The organism is Streptomyces sp. NPDC058534 (genome assembly GCF_042717365.1).
Lineage (GTDB): Bacteria > Actinomycetota > Actinomycetes > Streptomycetales > Streptomycetaceae > Streptomyces.
On record NZ_JBHXNW010000020.1, the window covers coordinates 1 to 16,671 of the forward strand.

The window sequence follows — 16,671 nt, forward strand, 5'->3', positions numbered from 1 at the left end:
GGCCCGCCCGCGCCCCGTGTGTCGCCCTCGCTGGGGGGGGGGTGGGGGGCCCCCCCCCCCCCCCGCCTCTGGTGCTCCCTGGCGTTGCTGGGGCTGCTGGCCGGCGGGGCGCTCGCGGTCCTGCTGCCGCCCTCGCCGACCGCGGTGACGAAGGTGCTGGTCGCCCACAAGGAGGACCAGCCGAACGACACCGGAACGCTGATCCGCACCGACGTCGAGCTGCTGAGGACGACGCGGATCGCCGAGGCCGCCCTGCTGGACCTCAAGTCCCCCGAGAAACCGGAGGACTTCATGCAGGACTACCGGGGCACCGGCCTCACCACCAACCTGCTCGAGATCACCGTGACGGGCGACAGCGACGCTCAGGCCGTGGCCCGGGCCAAGGCGCTCGCCGACGCGTTCGTCACGGACCATGTCCGGCGGATGCGCGAGACCGCGGACGCCGAGTCCAAGGCCCTGCTCGACCAGCGTGAGCGCACGCGGGACGAACTCGCCGAGGTCAACAAGGCGATCGGAGACCGATCACCGGAGAGCGACCCGAAGGCGTCGGCGAGCCTCGAATCGCTCTTCGCCCGCCGCGCCGAACTCAGTTCACGCGTCGCCGACTTCGACCAGCGGGCCGCGGAGGCGCGTACCGGCACGCCCCGGGTCGTCGCCGGCACGCAGATCGTGGACGCCCCCCGCGCGGTGCGGCACTCCCTGCCCAAGGCCGCCGTCACCAACGCCGGGATCGGACTCGTCCTCGGGCTGGTCCTCGGGCTCGTGATGGCGGCGGTCGGCGCCGTGGCGGCGGACCGCCCCGTGCTGCGCCGGGAGATCGCGGCGCACCTCGGGGCCTCGGTCATCGCGGAGCTGCCCCGCCGCGGGTCGCCCAGGCTCTGGCGGCGCCGACGGATCCGGGCGGCGCACGAACGGCTCACCACGTCGCTGGCCCGGACCGTGCGCGGCTCCGCGGAACCGGTGTCGCTGCTGGAGCTGGGGTGCGCGCGCAGCACGGGCGTGATCGCCCTCGACCTCGCGGCGGCACTGGCGGCGAGGGAAGCACAGGAGTCGGTGGTCGTCGTCGACGCCCTGCCCGGCCTCCCGCTCGCCCGCCGCCGCCCGAAGCCGGGAGACCCGACCGTGGTCGGCGGCGAAGGTACCGCCGCGGCCGGGTCGGATCAGGAGCGCCGGCTCGGCGTCGGCTCGGTGGCGCCCGGCACGGCGTGGACCGATCTGCCCCACCTCGGCAGCCGTACCGTGCTCGTCGTCCGTGCGGGGCACGGTAGTGCCGCCTGGCTGCACACCGTGGCACGGCAGCTCGCGGACCAGCGCGTTGCGGTGATCGGTGTGGTGCTGATCGACCCCGATCCGCGGGACCGGACCGACGGCACGCTGTGGGACGGGCAGCACCACGCGCTGCGCGGCCGGAGCGAGCGGCCCGCCGGGCGGAACGGGACGGAACAGCCACGGACGGAGCGGCTGCCGATGCGGGCGGCGCGGGTCCCGGACAGCGACCAGGAGGTGCGGTAGGACATGTGTGGCATCGCAGGCGCATACCGATGGCCGGACGGGAAGGCCGTGGCCGACCGGCTCACCGATGTCCTCGCCCACCGCGGTCCGGACGGGGCCGGCCGGTACAGCCACCCCGTCGGTGAGGGCGAAGTGCACCTCGGGCACCGCCGGCTGGCCATCATCGACCTGACCGGGACGGGCGCCCAGCCGATGGTCTCGCGGGGCCTCGTCCTGACGTACAACGGCGAGCTGTACAACGCGCCCGAGCTGCGTGCCGAGCTGGCCGCCGCCGGGGTGCGCTTCCGCGGTACGTCCGACACCGAGGTGCTGCTGGAGGCGTGGCGGCGCTGGGGCACCGACTGCCTTCCCCGGCTGCGCGGCATGTTCGCGTTCGGGATCTTCGACGAACGGACCGGTGATCTGGTCCTCGCCCGCGACCAGCTCGGCGTCAAGCCGCTGTTCCTCCTCCGGCGCGGTGAGGGCCTGGTGTTCGCCTCCGAGCTGAAGGCGCTCGCGGCCGTGACCGGCGGGTCGCTGGAAGTAGACCACGGGGCGCTGGTCGCCTCGCTGCTGTACTACTGGGTGCCGGACTCGCGCTGCGCGTTGCGCGGGGCGGAGAAGCTGCCGCCGGGGAGCTGGCTGCGGTGCCGGCCCGACGGCCGGGTGGAGCGCGGCCGGTTCTGGAACCTGAAGGACGTCGCCGCCGAGGGGCGGGAGCGGGCCCTGAGCGGCGAGCGGCCGGATGTCGCCGCCGTCGTCGAGGAGTCGACCCGGCGGCACCTGCTCTCCGACGTGCCCGTGGCGACCTTCCTCTCCGGCGGGCTGGACTCCAGCTACCTGACCGCGCTGGCGGCCCGCGACCGGCCCGGGATCTCCGCCTACACGATCGGGTTCCGCGCCGAGGACGCCAGGTTCGAGGCGATGCCGGACGACCTGCGGCACGCCCGGCACGTGGCCGAGCGGTTCGGCGTCGACCTGCACGAGATCGAGATCGCTCCGAACGTGCTCGACCTGCTGCCGCGGATGACGTACCACCTGGACGAGCCGATCGGCGACCCCGCCGCGATCAACACGTTCCTGATCTGCGAGGCCGCCCGGGAAGCCGGGGTCAAGGTGATGCTCTCGGGGATGGGCGCCGACGAACTGTTCGCCGGGTACCGCAAGCACCTGGCCAACCTGCTCGCGCTGCGCTACCAGCGCGTCCCGCGGCCGCTGCGGCGGGGCGTGTCCGCTGCCGTGGACCGGCTGCCGGTCGCCACGGCCCGCCGCGGGTACCGGTCGGTGCGCTTCGCGAAGCGGTTCCTCTCGTTCGCCGAACTGCCGGAGGAGACCGCGTTCCGGCGCAGCTACACCATGTACGACCGGGACGAGCTGCTCGCCCTGGTCGATCCCGACCTGGCCGGGACGGTGGAGGACGTGCTGACCGAACACGCCGACGTCTACCAGGACAACGACCTCGACGACTTCGTCAACCGCATGTGCCTGGGTGACGCCCGGATGTTCCTGCCGGGCCTCAACCTCGCCTACACGGACCGGTCGAGCATGGCCGCGTCGACCGAGGTGCGGGTGCCGTACGTGGACGTCGAGGTGGTCAAGGCGGCCTTCGCCGTCCCCGGCGACCGCAAGATCGCCGGGCGCCAGGGCAAGGCCGTACTCAAGGAGGCGGCCGCCTCGGTCCTGCCCCGGGAGATCGTGTACCGGCCCAAGGGCCTGTTCAGCGCCCCCTTGCGGGCCTGGATGAGCCGGGACCTGGCACCGCTGGTCCGCGAGGTCGTGCACGACGGCGAGCTGGTCCGTTCCGGCCTCCTGCGCCGCGACGCGCTGGCCCGGCTCGTCGCCGAGGACGCCGCCGGGCACCGGGACTACTCCAAGCATCTGTGGCACGTGCTGACTCTCGAGTACTGGTATCGCGGCGCGCTCTCCGGGGCCGGCCAGAACTCTCCCTCGACGGCGTAGAGACAAGAGGACTTCGGTGAAACAGGTTGTGCAGAACTACAGGAGTGGCGAGCTGGCGCTGCTTGACGTCCCGGTGCCGGGGTGCAAGCCGGGCGGTGTGCTGGTGCGGAGCGCCTACTCGCTGATCTCCACCGGGACCGAGCTGATGAAGGTGTCCGAGGCCGGCATGTCGATGGTGGGCAAGGCCCGGTCGCGGCCGGACCAGGTCGCCAAGGTGGTGCAGAGCGTGGCCACCAACGGAGTGCCCGCCACCTACCGCAAGGTGATGGGCAAGCTGGACTCCTACACGCCGCTCGGCTACTCGCTGTGCGGGGTGGTCGAGCAGGTCGGCACCGGCATCGAGGACGTGTCGGTCGGTGACGTCGTGGCCTGCGCCGGTAACGAGCACGCGCTGCACGCCGAGTTGAACTGGGTACCGAAGAACCTCTACACCCGGGTGCCGGACGGCCTCGCGCCGCGGCACGCCGCGTTCGGCACCGTCGGGTCGATCGCGTTGCAGGGCGTACGCCGCGGGGAACCTCAGCTCGGCGAAGTGGCACTGGTCATCGGCCTCGGGTTGATCGGTCAGTTGGTGGTGCAGTTGCTGGCGGCTTCGGGGGTGCGCGTGGTCGGGGTCGACCCCGACCCGGTGCGCTGCGAACTCGCCGAGCGTCTGGGCGCGGCGGTCTGCGGCGATCCCTCCTCAACGGCCGTGGAGAACTCCGTCGCCGAACTCACCGGTGGTCACGGTGTGGACCAGGTGTACCTGGCGGCCGGCGGCGGCAGCAACGAGCCCGTCGAGCTGGCCGCCCGGCTGAGCCGGGACCGCGGCCGGGTCGTCGACATCGGCAAGTGCAGCCTGGACCTGCCCTGGAACGCGTACTACGAGAAGGAGCTCGACGTCCGGTTCTCCCGCTCGTACGGTCCCGGGCGCTACGACCCGGAGTACGAGCTGGAGGGGCGCGACTACCCGATCGGCTATGTGCGCTGGACCGAGCGTCGCAACCTGGCGTGCTTCCTCGATCTCGTCGCCCGCGGTCGCGTCGACGTGGAGCCCCTGGTCTCCCACACGGCCGACTTCGATGACGCCGTCGAGACGTACCAGGGCCTCAAGGACGGCGATCTGAAGGCCGTGGCCGTGCTGTTCCGGTATCCCGGACACGCGGAGGAGGCGGTGGCCCCGGAGGTGACCGTGCCCGCGGTGCGGCGCGGTGGCGGGGCCCCCGCACCGGCCCGGTCCGGCAAGGGGTCGGTGCAGCTGGCGTTCGTCGGCGCCGGAAACTACGCGACGTCGATGCTGTTGCCGCACCTGGCGCAGCGCGAGGGCGTCGAGTTGTCCACGGTCGTCACCACGACGGCACTGTCCGCGGCCAACGCGAAGCGCAGGTTCGGCTTCGCCGAGGCGACCACGGAACTCGACGCCGTGCTCGACGACCCGTCCATCGACGCGGTGTTCGTGGTCACCCGGCACAGCTCGCACGCCGAGCTGACCCGAAGGGCGCTGCTGGCCGGCAAGGCGGTGTTCGTGGAGAAGCCGTTGGCGCTGACCGAGGACGAGCTGGCCGACGTGCTCGCGGCGGTGGAGGAGTCCGGCAACGACCGGCTGCAGGTGGGCTTCAACCGCCGGTTCGCGCCGCTGCTGCAGGAGGCCCGGCAGCGGTTCGGCGCGCGGACCGGGCCGGCCAGTCTGCGCTACCTGGTCAACACGGGCCGACTGGAGCACGGCAGCTGGTATCTCCAACAGGGCACCCAGGGCTCGCGGTTCGCCGGGGAGGGCGGGCACTTCATCGACACGGCGAGCCGGCTGCTCGACGCCGACCCGGTCTCGGTGTACGCGATGGCCACACCTGGCAACGAGGACCTCCAGGTGGTGCTGGGCTACCCGGGCGGCTCGACCGCCACCATCAGCTACCTCACCACCGGCCCGGCCGGCTTCCCCAAGGAGACCCTGGACCTGGTCGCCGACGGCCGCGCGCTGCGGCTCGACGACTTCGTCCGTGCCTCTGTTTACGACGGCCGCCGGAAGCGGTGGGTCAGTTCCCGGCTGCCCAAGGCGCGGGACAAGGGCCAGTCCGCCGAACTGGCCGCGTTCATCAGGGCCGTGCGGACCGGACGCCCGATGCCCGTGCCGCTGGAGTCGCTGGTCGCCACCACCACGGCCACCCTCGCCGTACAGACCAGTCTGGCCGGCGGCGCGCCGGTCACGTTGGCGGCGGCGCGATGACTGTGAACTCGGGGAGTCCGAGCTGGTACCTGCGGCGGCTGTCCCGGATGGGGCCGCGGGAGGTCGGCGGCCGGGCGGGCGACGCCCTGCGCCGGCGGCGCTGGCGGTCGGCGCCGCCGGACTGCCCGACCGTGACCGGCGCCCGGTTCACCGCTGTCCTGCCCGCGGGGACGGTCGCCTCGGTGCCGCCGGACGCCGCGAAGCGTCTCGTCGCCGAGGCCGACCGGCTGATGGCCGGGCACGTCGAGTACTTCGGGGTGGTCCGCGACGACCTGGCCGACCCGGACTGGTGGTACGACCCGAAGACCGGGCGCCGGGCTCCGTGGGGTTACGCCTTCGGTGTGCCGTACCGGGACGAGGACGTGGTCGGCGACATCAAGCAGATCTGGGAGCTGTCCCGGCACCAGTACCTCACCGTGCTCGCCACCGCCTATTCGATCACCGGGGACGAGCGGTACGCGGAGCGCGTGGCCGACCACCTGCGGTCGTGGTGGGCGGCCAACGCGCCGCTGCGCGGGGTGCACTGGACCAGCGGCATCGAGCTGGGGATCCGGCTGCTGTCCTGGGTGTGGGTCCGCCGGCTGCTCGACGGCTGGCCGGGCGCGGCCGGGCTGTTCGAGGGCAACCCGGTGGCGCTGAACCAGATCTGGCACCACCAGCGCTGGCTGGCCGCCTTCCCCAGCCGGGGGTCTTCGGCGAACAACCACGTCGTCGCCGAGTCCGCCGGACAGTTCGCGGCGTCCTGCGCCTTCGGGTGGTTCCCCTCCTCGGCGCGCCTGCGGGCCGACGCGCTGCGGTCCCTTGAACGGCATCTGCGCGGCAACACCTTCCTCTCCGGCCTCAACCGCGAGCTGGCCACCGAGTACCACGGACTCGTGCTGGAACTCGGCCTGGCCGCACTGGCGGAGGCGGACCTCGCCGACGTGCCGGTCCCGCCGTCGGTCCGGCTGGTGCTGCTGCGGATGACCGACGCGCTCGCGGCGATCGTCGACAACCGGTTGCGGCCACCGCGCCAAGGAGACGCGGACGACGGGCACGGTCTGGTGGTGGACGGCGCGGGCACGGACCGCTGGGGCTCGCTGCTGGCGACCGGGGACGCGGTGTTCGGCCGGCGCGCCTGGTGGCCGGCCGTGACCGGAACCGACGTACGCACCCCGATGCTGGCCGCGCTCATCCGGCCGTACCCGGACGGCGGAGCCGGGGCGGCGGTGGCCCGCCCGGCGAGCCGGCCGGCCCATTTCGCCGACGCGGGGCTCACCATCCTGCGCGGTCCGGCCGGGATCTGGTGCCGCTGCGACGGTGGTCCGCACGGTTTCCTGTCCATCGCCGCGCACGCGCACGCGGACGCGCTGTCCGTGGAGGTCCGGCAGGACGGCGTCGACGTGCTCGCCGACCCGGGGACGTTCTGCTACCACGGGCAACCCGTGTGGCGGCGGTACTTCCGGTCGACCCTCGGACACAACACCCTGCAACTGGACGACGCCGACCAGTCCGTCTCCGGCGGCCCGTTCCTGTGGACCCGGCACGCCCGCAGCCGGGTCCTGGTCGCGGACCCGTCCGGGGCCCGGGACGGGGGGACGGCCCGCTGGAGCGCCGAGCACGACGGATACCAGCGCTCCGTGCACCGCCGCCGGGTGGAGCTGACGGCCGCGAGCCGGGAGCTGACGGTGGTCGACGAGGTGCGCGGCCCGCGCCGGACCGTGCGACTGGCCTTCCACCTCGGTCCGGCGATCACGGCGGACCTGGCGGGGAACCGGGCCGCCCTCACCTGGACCCGGGACGGCGAGGAGCGCTCCGCCGCGCTCGACCTGCCCGGCGAGCTGAGCTGGCGGGCGCATCGCGGCGAGACCGACCCGCCGCTGGGCTGGTACTCCGCGGGTTTCGGGCGCAAGGAACCCGCCACGACGCTGGTCGGCACCGGCTTCGCCGACGGCGCCGAGGGGTTCACCACCGTACTCAGGTTCCACGGCTAGGGGGCCGCGTGGGGATCAAGTGGCGGCGCTGGGCGTTGCCTGCCGCACCGCTGGCGCTGACCCTGCTGGCGGCGACCGGCTGTGAGAGCACGCAGGGCGCGCGGCCGAAGCCGAGCGCCACGCCGACCGCGTCCGTGGCCCGGGTGTGCGCCGAACCCGCGGCCGGTCCCGCGACGGCGCCCGCGGGCGCGGTGACGGTCGACCCCGCGGTTGCCGGAGATCTGGCCGCGAAGACCAGGAGCAGTCCCCCGAACACCACGTTCTGGCTGCGGCCGGGTACCCACAGGCTCCAGCCGGACCGCTACGCCCAGGTCGTCCCCAAGGAGGGGAACAGCTACCTGGGTGCCCCGGGCGCGGTGCTCGACGGCCGGAAGACCAACCAGTACGCGTTCGGCGGCTCCGCCCGCGACGTGACCATCCGCCACCTGACCGTGCAGGGCTTCGTCGCGCCGCACGACGAGGGCGTGGTCAACCACGACTCGGCCGACGGGTGGGTGATCGAGCACGCGACGATCCAGAACAACTCCGGTGCCGGGCTGATGGCCGGCGCGCGCCAGCGGGTCCGCGCCAGCTGTCTGCGCGGCAACGGCCAGTACGGCATGAACGCCTACAAGGCCGGCGGCGGCATCAGCGACCTGGTGGTCGAGGGCAACGAGATCGTGGGCAACAACACGGACGACTGGGAACGTCGGCGGCCGGGCTGCGGCTGCACCGGAGGCGTCAAGTTCTGGGCCGTCGACGGCGCCGACATCCGCGGCAACTGGGTGCACGACAACCGCGGAGCCGGACTGTGGGCGGACACCAACAACAACGACTTCCGCATCGAGGGCAACGTGCTGGAGGCCAACGACGGTGCCGCGCTGATCTACGAGACCAGCTACAACGCGGTCGTCCGCGAGAACACGATCCGGCGCAACAACTGGGTCGAGGGCCGCAGGTACGCCGACCGCGGCGACACCTTCCCGTTCGCGACCGTCTACGTGTCCGAGTCCGGCGGCGAACCGCGGATCCGGGCCCGCACGGACAAGATCGAGATCTACGGCAACACGCTGGAGAACAACTGGTCCGGGATCACCCTGTGGGAGAACGCCGACCGGTTCTGCAACAGCCCGGCCAACACCTCGTCCGGTGAGTGCACGCTCCTGGTGAAGGACACCGACCGGTGCGCCCAGCCGGGGATCGCCACCGCACCGCTCTACGCCGACTGCCGGTGGAAGACCCAGCGGGTGGACATCCACGACAACCGCTTCGTGCTGGACAACTCCGTCGTCGGCTGCACGGCGCACTGCGACCGGATGGCGGTGCTGGCCAACTACGGCACCTATCCGGACTGGTCGCCGTACCAGGGCGAGCGCGTGGCGGAGGCGATCACCAGCGAGCAGCACAACCGCTGGCACGACAACGTCTACGTCGGCGCGTGGACGTTCGTCGCCCACGACCCGAGCCGCACCCTCGACTCCGGACAGTGGCAGGGCATGCCGTACCGGCAGGACGAGGGCAGTACCTTCCGCGCCCGGGACGGTGGTTGAGATGGCCGCCGAGGGCACGTCGAGGACCGTGGGGACGGTCTGGGGGCTGCTGGTCCTCAACACGCTGGGTTCCGCGGGGGCGGAGACCATCGTGCCGCTGCCCCGCTCCCTCATCCAGATGGTCACCATGGGCGCGCTGGCCGCCGCGTTCGCGCTGGCGCTAGCGGTCAATCTCCGGCTGCGCATCCGGGCGAGCGCCTTCCTCCTCCTGCTCACCCTGCTGCTGGTGCCGAGCGTGATCTCCAGCGTGAGCCTGGAGTCCGGGTTCGGCGCGTTGTTCCGCTGCGCCCGGCTGGCGCTCTTCCTCGCCACCCTGTGGCTGCTCAGCCGCTGGTGGGACGGCGGCACGACGTTCGTCCGGCACCACATCCGGATGTACTTGGCGGTCCTCGGGTCGGTGGCCGCCGGCGCGGTCGTCTCACCGGGCACGGCCCTGCCCGAGCTGTACGGCGGGCGGCTGGTCGGCGCCTTGTGGCCGCTCACCCCGCCGCAGATCGGACAGTACGCCGCGGTGGTCATCGGGCTCACCGTGCTGCTCGTGCTGGGCAGCCGGACCGACCGGACCAGTGCGGCGGTGGTCGTCGTGCCCGCACTCGTCCTGCTCGTGCTGACCCATACCCGGACGGCCACGCTCGGTCTGCTCGTCGGGCTGACCCTGGCGATCGGCTCGCTCGTCCTGACCAGCGCCGCCGCCCGCCGGTTCTTCGCCTGGGCGGTGCTGTGCGCCGCGGTGGCGGCGGTGGCGTTCGGCTCCGCGCTGCACGCGTGGTTCCTGCGCGGACAGAGCGAGGAGAACTTCACCAGCCTCACGGGTCGGGCCAAGGTCTGGGACGCCCTGCTGGCGGCGCCCCGGACGACTTCGGAGTACCTGTTCGGCGCGGGCCTGGGCGACAAGTCGTTCGGCGGGCTGCCGATCGACAACAGCTGGCTGGCCGTCTACCACGAACAGGGGGTGACCGGCGTGGCCCTCGTGGCGGGGATGATCGTCGTCCTGGGCGGCGTCGCGCTGCTGCGGCCGCCGTCGCTGTCGAGGGCCTGCGCGATCTTCCTGATCAGCTACTGCGCGATCGCGTCGTACACCGAGGCCGGGCTGGGCGACGCCTCGCCGTATCTGCTGCATCTGGCCGTGGCCGCGTCGCTGCTGGCGGCTCCCGCCTCGGCGGCCACTCCCCTTTCGACGCCCGAAGCCCCTGGACGCCACGTCCCAGGTTGGGCCCGCAGCACACCGGAGGTGACCTGAGATGCATGTCCTCGTGGCGCACAACCGCTACGCCTCGGCGCAGCCGAGCGGGGAGAACAAGGTCGTCGACCAGGAGGTGGCGCTGCTGCGCGGGGCCGGCCACCGGGTCGAGTCGTTCGAGCGGCGCAGCGACGACATCGCCGCCCGTTCGCTGCTGGGCAAGGTCGCGGTGCCGCTCCTCGTGCCGTGGAACCCGGCGGTGCGGGCGGAGTTCACCGCGCGGCTCCGTGCCGAACGGCCGGACGTGGTGCACATCCACAACGTCTTCCCGCTCCTGTCGCCTGCGGTGCTGGCCGCCTGTGCCGACGCGGGTGTGCCCGCCGTCGCCACGCTGCACAACTACACCCAGGTGTGCCCGCCCGGCACGCTGCAGCGGGACGGCAGGCCGTGTACCGAATGCGTCGGGTCCGGTCCGCTGCCCGCCGTCCGGCACGGCTGCTACCGGAACTCCCGGCTGGCGACGGTGCCGCTCGCGGTCAGCATGTCGGTCAACCGGCGGCGCTGGTGGTCCGGCGTGGAGCGGTTCTTCTGCATCTCCGCGGCGCAGCGCGACGTGCTGGTGGGAGCGGGCATGCCGGCCGAACGGCTGTCGGTGAAGCACAACTTCGTGCCCGACCCGGGCGCCCGCCGGACCGGCCCCGGCGAGCATCTGCTCTTCCTCGGCCGGCTCGCGGAGGCCAAGGGCGTGCGGCTGCTCATGACCGCGTGGGACGAGATCGCCGCCGGTGGTGGCGTGGGCGTGCCGCTCGTGATCGCCGGCGCGGGGCCACTGGAGCGAGAGGTGGCCGCCTGGGCGGCGGGCCGGGAGGACGTGCGGTACGTCGGGCTGTACGACCCGGCTCAGTGCCGGGAGGCCGTCGCGCGGTCGGTCGCCGTGGTGGCGCCGTCCACGTGGCTGGAGGCGTTCGGTCTGGTGGTCGTGGAGGCGATGGCGGCGGGAGTCCCGGCCGTCGCCGCCGGTCACGGCGCCTTCGTCGAACTCGTCGAGGACGGGGTGAGCGGGCTGCTGCACCGGCCGGGCGAGCCCGCCTCGCTCGCGTCCTGCCTGCGCCGGATCACGGCCGAGGCGTCCCGCAACCGGGAGATGGGACGGGCGGCCCGGCGCCGATACGAGCAGGGCTTCAGCCCGGCCGTCGGGCTGGAACGCCTGATGGAGGGATACCGCACCGCGGTCGCGGGTCGGTCCGTCGGCGGGGACGGCCCGCCGGCGGAAGGGAACACCAACACTGGCTCGCGGCGGGGCACCCGCGCGGGCGGGGATGGGGGCAGGAGATGACACGGTGCCGACTCTGCGGCTCGACGGCGATGGAGAGCGTCGTCGATCTGGGGGCGACGCCTCCGTGCGAGAGCTTTCTGGCCGCGGACCAGCTCGACCAGCCCGAGCCCGCTTACCCGCTGCACCTGCGGGTCTGCACCGGCTGCTGGCTCGCGCAGATACCTCCGCTGATCACGCCGGAGGAGACGTTCACGCAGTACGCGTACTTCTCCTCCTACTCGACCTCCTGGGTGGAGCACGCGCGCACGTTCGTCGCCGACGCCGCCTCCAGGCTGGAACTCGGCGCCGACGCGTTCGTGGTCGAGGTCGCCAGCAACGACGGGTACCTGCTGAGGCACGTGACGGACCGTGGGATCCGCTGCCTGGGCATCGAGCCCTCGGTGAACGTCGGCGCCACTGCGCGGGACGCGGGTGTGCCCACGCTCACGGCGTTCCTGGACCCGGCGACCGGTACCGCCGTCCGCGCCGAGCACGGCCCGGCGGACCTGGTCGTGGCCAACAACGTGTACGCGCACATCCCCGACGTGGTCGGGTTCACCCAGGGGCTGCGCGCCCTGGTCGCCGACGACGGCTGGGTCTCCATCGAGGTGCAGCACCTGCTGACCCTGATCGAGGAGAACCAGTACGACACCATCTACCACGAGCACTTCCAGTACTACACGGTCGCGTCCGCCATCCGGGCGCTGGCGAGCGGCGGGCTCGCCCTCGTGGACGTCGAACTGCTGCCCACGCACGGCGGATCCATCCGGCTGTGGGCACGGCCGGAGGACGCGGCCGGCGAGCCGACCCCGCGGGTGGCCGACGTGCTGGCCCGGGAGAAGGCCGCCGGGCTCCAGGAGCTGTCGGGGTACACCGAATTCTCCGCCCGGGTGGCCAAGGTGCGCCGGGACCTGCTGCGCTTCCTCGTCGAGGCGGCCGAACGCGGCGAGACCGTGGTCGGCTACGGCGCGCCGGGCAAGGGCAACACCCTGCTCAACCACTGCGGCATCCGGCCCGACCTGCTGCCGTACACGGTCGACCGCAACCCCTACAAGCACGGCAGATTCACCCCCGGCACCCGCATCCCGATCCTGCCGCCCGAGCAGATCCCCACCGACCGGCCCGACTACGTCCTCGTCCTGCCCTGGAACCTGCGGGACGAGCTGGTCGAGCAGCTGTCCTTCGTACACGACTGGGGCGGCCGGCTGGTCTTCCCCATTCCGGAACTGAGCATTGTCGAGGTCATGCGATGAAGGTCGTCCTGTTCTGCGGCGGTTACGGCATGCGGATGCGCAGCGGCGCCTGTGACGACGTGCCCAAGCCGATGGCGATGGTCGGCCCGCGCCCGCTGATCTGGCACGTCATGCGCTACTACGCGCACTTCGGGCACACCGAGTTCATCCTGTGCCTCGGGTACGGCGCGCACCACATCAAGGACTTCTTCCTCAACTACGAGGAGACGACGTCCAACGACTTCGTCCTGCGCGGCGGACGCACCGAGCTGCTGTCCACGGACATATCCGACTGGACGATCACGTTCGCGCAGACCGGCATCGAGTCGCCGATCGGGGAACGCCTGCGCCGGGTGCGGCACCACCTGGACGGCGACGAGATGTTCCTCGCCAACTACGCCGACGTGCTCACCGACGCCCCGCTGCCGGAGATGATCGACCGGTTCGCCGCGCGCGACGCCGGGGCGTCGATGATGGTCGTCCCGCCGCAGTCGTCGTTCCACTGCGTGGAGCTGGGCGAGGACGGCCTGGTGGGCGGCATCACGGCGGTCGGCGAACTGCCGCTGTGGGAGAACGGCGGTTACTTCGTGCTCCGCCAGGAAGTCTTCGACCACATACCCGAGAACGGCGACCTGGTCGCCGACGGATGCGCCCAACTCGCCAAGCAGGGACGCCTGGTGGCGCATCAGCACCGCGGTTTCTGGAAGCCCACCGACACCGTGAAGGAGCGGGCCGCCCTCGACGCCGCCTACGCCCAGGGCGACCGCCCGTGGGCCGTGTGGGAGCGGGCCGGCGTCGGAGCGCGGGCGTGATCCGGCTCGGGGCCGGACCCCTGGACCGGATCGTCGCGGTGGGCGCGCACTGCGACGACATCGCCATCGGTGCCGGCGGCACCCTGCTCACGCTGTGCCTCGCGCGGCCGGGTGTCCGCGTCGACGCGCTGGTGCTGTCCGGCGGTGGCGGCGAGCGGGAGCAGGAGGAGCTGGCCGCGCTCGACGCCTTCTGCCCGGGCGCCGACCTGCGGCTGACCGTGCTCAAGCTGCCGGACGGCCGGATTCCCGCGCACTGGGAGGAGGCCAAGGCCGCGGTCGAGGAGCTGCGCGAGCGGACCGAACCGGATCTCGTGCTGGCGCCGCGTACCGACGACGCGCACCAGGATCACCGCGGCCTGGCGGAGCTGATGACCACCGCGTTCCGCGACCACCTCGTACTCCGCTACGAGATCGCCAAGTGGGACGGCGATCTAGGGCGTCCGGTGGCGTACCAGCCGCTGTCGCCGGAGATCGCGGAGCGGAAGGTACGGCTGCTCCAGGAGCACTACCCCTCGCAGCGGCACCGGCCCTGGTACGACCGGGAGGCCTTCCTCGGTCTCGCCCGGATCCGCGGCATCGAATGCCACGCGCGCTATGCCGAGGCGTTCGCCGTCACCAAACTCACTCTCAACCTGGGGGGTTGAACCTTGCGCGTACTGCTGACCGGACACCAGGGCTATCTGGGCACCGTGATGGCGCCCGTACTCACGGCCGCCGGGCACGAGGTCGTCGGTCTCGACGCCGGCCTGTTCGCCGACTGCGTGCTGGGCCCGTCGCCCGAGGACCCGCCAGGGCATCGGGTCGACCTGCGTGACGTCACGGCGGAACACGTGGCCGGGGTGGACGCCGTGATCCACCTGGCCGCGCTCTCCAACGACCCGCTGGGCTCCCTGGCGCCGGAGCTGACCTACGACATCAACCACCACGCGTCCGTGCGGCTGGCCCGGCTGGCCCGCGACGCCGGGGTGCGGCGCTTCCTGTACGCGTCGACCTGCTCGGTCTACGGCGCCGCGGGCGACCCCGACTTGTCGAACTTGGTGGCCGAGGACGCCCCGCTGCGCCCGGTGACGCCGTACGCGGAGTCCAAGGTGCGGGTGGAGGACGACCTGCACGCGCTGTCCGACGGCGACTTCAGCCCGGTGTACATGCGCAACGCCACCGCCTTCGGCTTCTCGCCCCGGCTGCGCGCCGACATCGTGCTGAACAACCTGGTGGGCCACGCGCTCCTGTCCGGCGAGGTGCTGGTGCTCTCCGACGGCACCCCCTGGCGTCCGCTGGTGCACGCCGTGGACATCGCCCGGGCCTTCACGGCCGCGCTGACCGCGCCTCGGGAGGCGGTGCACGACCGGGCGTTCAACATCGGCAGCGAGGTCAACAACGTCACGGTCGCCGAGATCGCCGAGCAGGTCGCGGCGGCGGTGTCCGGTTCGAAGGTGGTGATCACCGGGGAGACCGGTGCCGATCCACGGTCGTACCGGGTGGACTTCTCCCGGTTCCGCGCCGCGGTGCCCGGCTTCGACTGCGAGTGGACCGTGAAGCAGGGCGCGCTCGAACTCGCCGACGCCTACCGGAAACACGGGCTGACCCGGGAGGACTTCGAGCGCCGCTTCACCCGGCTGGCCGTGCTGCGTGCGGCCTCCGACGCCGGCTCCGTCGACGACACCCTGCGGTGGCGCGGATGACGGCGGCCGGCGAACAGCCGGTGACGGCGGCCGGCGAGCGGATGCACGCGATGGTGGAACGGCTGTACCCGCTGTGCCGGAGCATCACCGGCGACGGGGTGCGTGCCACCTTGGAAATCGTGGACGAGTACGTTCCGCTGCGGGTGCACGAGGTGCCGACCGGGACGCAGGTGCTCGACTGGACGGTGCCGCAGGAGTGGAACATCCGCGACGCGTACATCGCCGACGCCCACGGCAACCGGGTCGTCGACTTCGCCGCGTCCAGCCTGCACGTGCTCGGCTACAGCGTGCCGGTGTCGACGAGGATGCCGCTCGCCGAACTCCGTGCGCACCTGCACACCCTGCCGGACCACCCGGCCTGGGTGCCGTACCGCACCAGTTACTACAAGCCGGACTGGGGTTTCTGCCTGGCCCAGGACACCCTGGACGCGCTGCCGGACGGCGAGTACGAGGTCCGTATCGACTCCACCCTCGCGGACGGCCACCTCACCTACGCCGAGCACGTGGTCCCCGGGCAGGTCCCCGAAGAGGTGATCGTCTCCTGCCACGTCTGCCACCCGTCGCTGGCCAACGACAACCTGGCCGGCATCGCGGTGGCGACGTTCCTGGCCCGGGAACTGGCGGAACGGACGCCGTACTACACGTACCGGTTCCTGTTCGCGCCCGGCACCATCGGGGCGATCACGTGGCTGGCCCGCAACGCGGAGCGTGTGGCACGGGTCAAGCACGGCCTGGTCCTGGCCTGCACCGGTGACCGGGGCCGGCTGACGTACAAGCGGAGCAGGCGCGGCGACGCGGGCATCGACCGGGTGATGCGGCACGTGCTGTCCACCTCGGAACGCCCGCACCACGTCACGGAGTTCACCCCGTACGGCTACGACGAGCGGCAGTTCTGCTCGCCGGGCTTCGATCTCGGCGTGGGCTCGCTCACCCGCACTCCGTACGCCGGCTACCCCGAGTACCACACCTCGGCGGACAACCTGGACTTCGTCTCCCCCCGGGCGATGGAGGACACGCTCGCCGTCTGCCGCGAGGCGTTCGCGGTGCTGGACCGCGACCGGCGGTACGTCAACCTCAGCCCCTACGGCGAACCGCAGCTGGGACGGCGCGGGTTGTACGACTCGCTCGGGGGCCGCAGCGACGCCAAGCAGGCGCAGATGGCCATGCTGTGGGTGCTCAGCCTCTCCGACGGCGAGCACGGTCTGCTGGACGTCGCCGAGCGGTCCGGGCTGCCGTTCGACACCGTCGCCGACGCGGCCGACGCCCTGCACGGCGCAGGGCTGCTCAAGGCGTGA

11 protein-coding genes and 1 pseudogene are annotated in these 16,671 nt (G+C 72.5%); all 12 read left to right on the forward strand.

Translation table 11 applies throughout. From position 1 onward, the window contains the following. Positions 1 to 63 precede the first annotated feature (63 nt). Positions 64 to 1,512: pseudogene (locus tag ACFWR9_RS14785) on the forward strand (polysaccharide biosynthesis protein); the annotation flags it as partial. 3 nt (positions 1,513 to 1,515) lie between these two features. Then, positions 1,516 to 3,450, forward strand: a complete 1,935-nt coding sequence (asnB, locus tag ACFWR9_RS14790; protein WP_383840994.1) for an asparagine synthase (glutamine-hydrolyzing) — start codon at positions 1,516 to 1,518, stop codon at positions 3,448 to 3,450. Between the two features lie 16 nt (positions 3,451 to 3,466). Further along, positions 3,467 to 5,653 (forward strand): bi-domain-containing oxidoreductase, encoded by a 2,187-nt coding sequence (locus ACFWR9_RS14795; protein ID WP_383840997.1) that lies wholly within the window; start codon positions 3,467 to 3,469, stop codon positions 5,651 to 5,653. Then, on the forward strand, positions 5,650 to 7,626 hold the full coding sequence (locus ACFWR9_RS14800; protein WP_383841000.1) for an alginate lyase family protein: 1,977 nt from the start codon (positions 5,650 to 5,652) through the stop codon (positions 7,624 to 7,626). The genes ACFWR9_RS14795 and ACFWR9_RS14800 overlap by 4 nt, the downstream gene beginning before the upstream one ends. A gap of 8 nt (positions 7,627 to 7,634) precedes the next feature. Further along, a complete protein-coding gene (locus tag ACFWR9_RS14805; protein WP_383841003.1) occupies positions 7,635 to 9,155 on the forward strand; it encodes a right-handed parallel beta-helix repeat-containing protein in 1,521 nt (506 codons plus the stop codon). Position 9,156: 1 nt separating this feature from the next. After that, a complete protein-coding gene (locus ACFWR9_RS14810; RefSeq protein ID WP_383841006.1) occupies positions 9,157 to 10,395 on the forward strand; it encodes an O-antigen ligase domain-containing protein in 1,239 nt (412 codons plus the stop codon). A 1-nt stretch (position 10,396) separates the two neighbouring features. After that, complete coding sequence (locus tag ACFWR9_RS14815) at positions 10,397 to 11,671, forward strand: glycosyltransferase (RefSeq protein ID WP_383841009.1); 1,275 nt, start codon at positions 10,397 to 10,399, stop codon at positions 11,669 to 11,671. Beyond that, complete coding sequence (locus ACFWR9_RS14820; protein ID WP_383841012.1) at positions 11,668 to 12,903, forward strand: class I SAM-dependent methyltransferase; 1,236 nt, start codon at positions 11,668 to 11,670, stop codon at positions 12,901 to 12,903. The genes ACFWR9_RS14815 and ACFWR9_RS14820 overlap by 4 nt, the downstream gene beginning before the upstream one ends. Continuing rightward, a complete protein-coding gene (locus ACFWR9_RS14825) occupies positions 12,900 to 13,694 on the forward strand; it encodes a glucose-1-phosphate cytidylyltransferase (RefSeq protein ID WP_383841016.1) in 795 nt (264 codons plus the stop codon). Before ACFWR9_RS14820 ends, ACFWR9_RS14825 begins: the two co-directional genes overlap by 4 nt. Then, positions 13,691 to 14,338, forward strand: coding sequence for a PIG-L deacetylase family protein (locus ACFWR9_RS14830; protein WP_383841019.1), 648 nt, complete (start codon positions 13,691 to 13,693; stop codon positions 14,336 to 14,338). The genes ACFWR9_RS14825 and ACFWR9_RS14830 overlap by 4 nt, the downstream gene beginning before the upstream one ends. Positions 14,339 to 14,341: 3 nt before the next feature. Further along, positions 14,342 to 15,376 (forward strand): NAD-dependent epimerase/dehydratase family protein, encoded by a 1,035-nt coding sequence (locus ACFWR9_RS14835; RefSeq protein WP_383841022.1) that lies wholly within the window; start codon positions 14,342 to 14,344, stop codon positions 15,374 to 15,376. Further along, complete coding sequence (locus tag ACFWR9_RS14840) at positions 15,373 to 16,671, forward strand: DUF4910 domain-containing protein (protein WP_383841025.1); 1,299 nt, start codon at positions 15,373 to 15,375, stop codon at positions 16,669 to 16,671. The genes ACFWR9_RS14835 and ACFWR9_RS14840 overlap by 4 nt, the downstream gene beginning before the upstream one ends.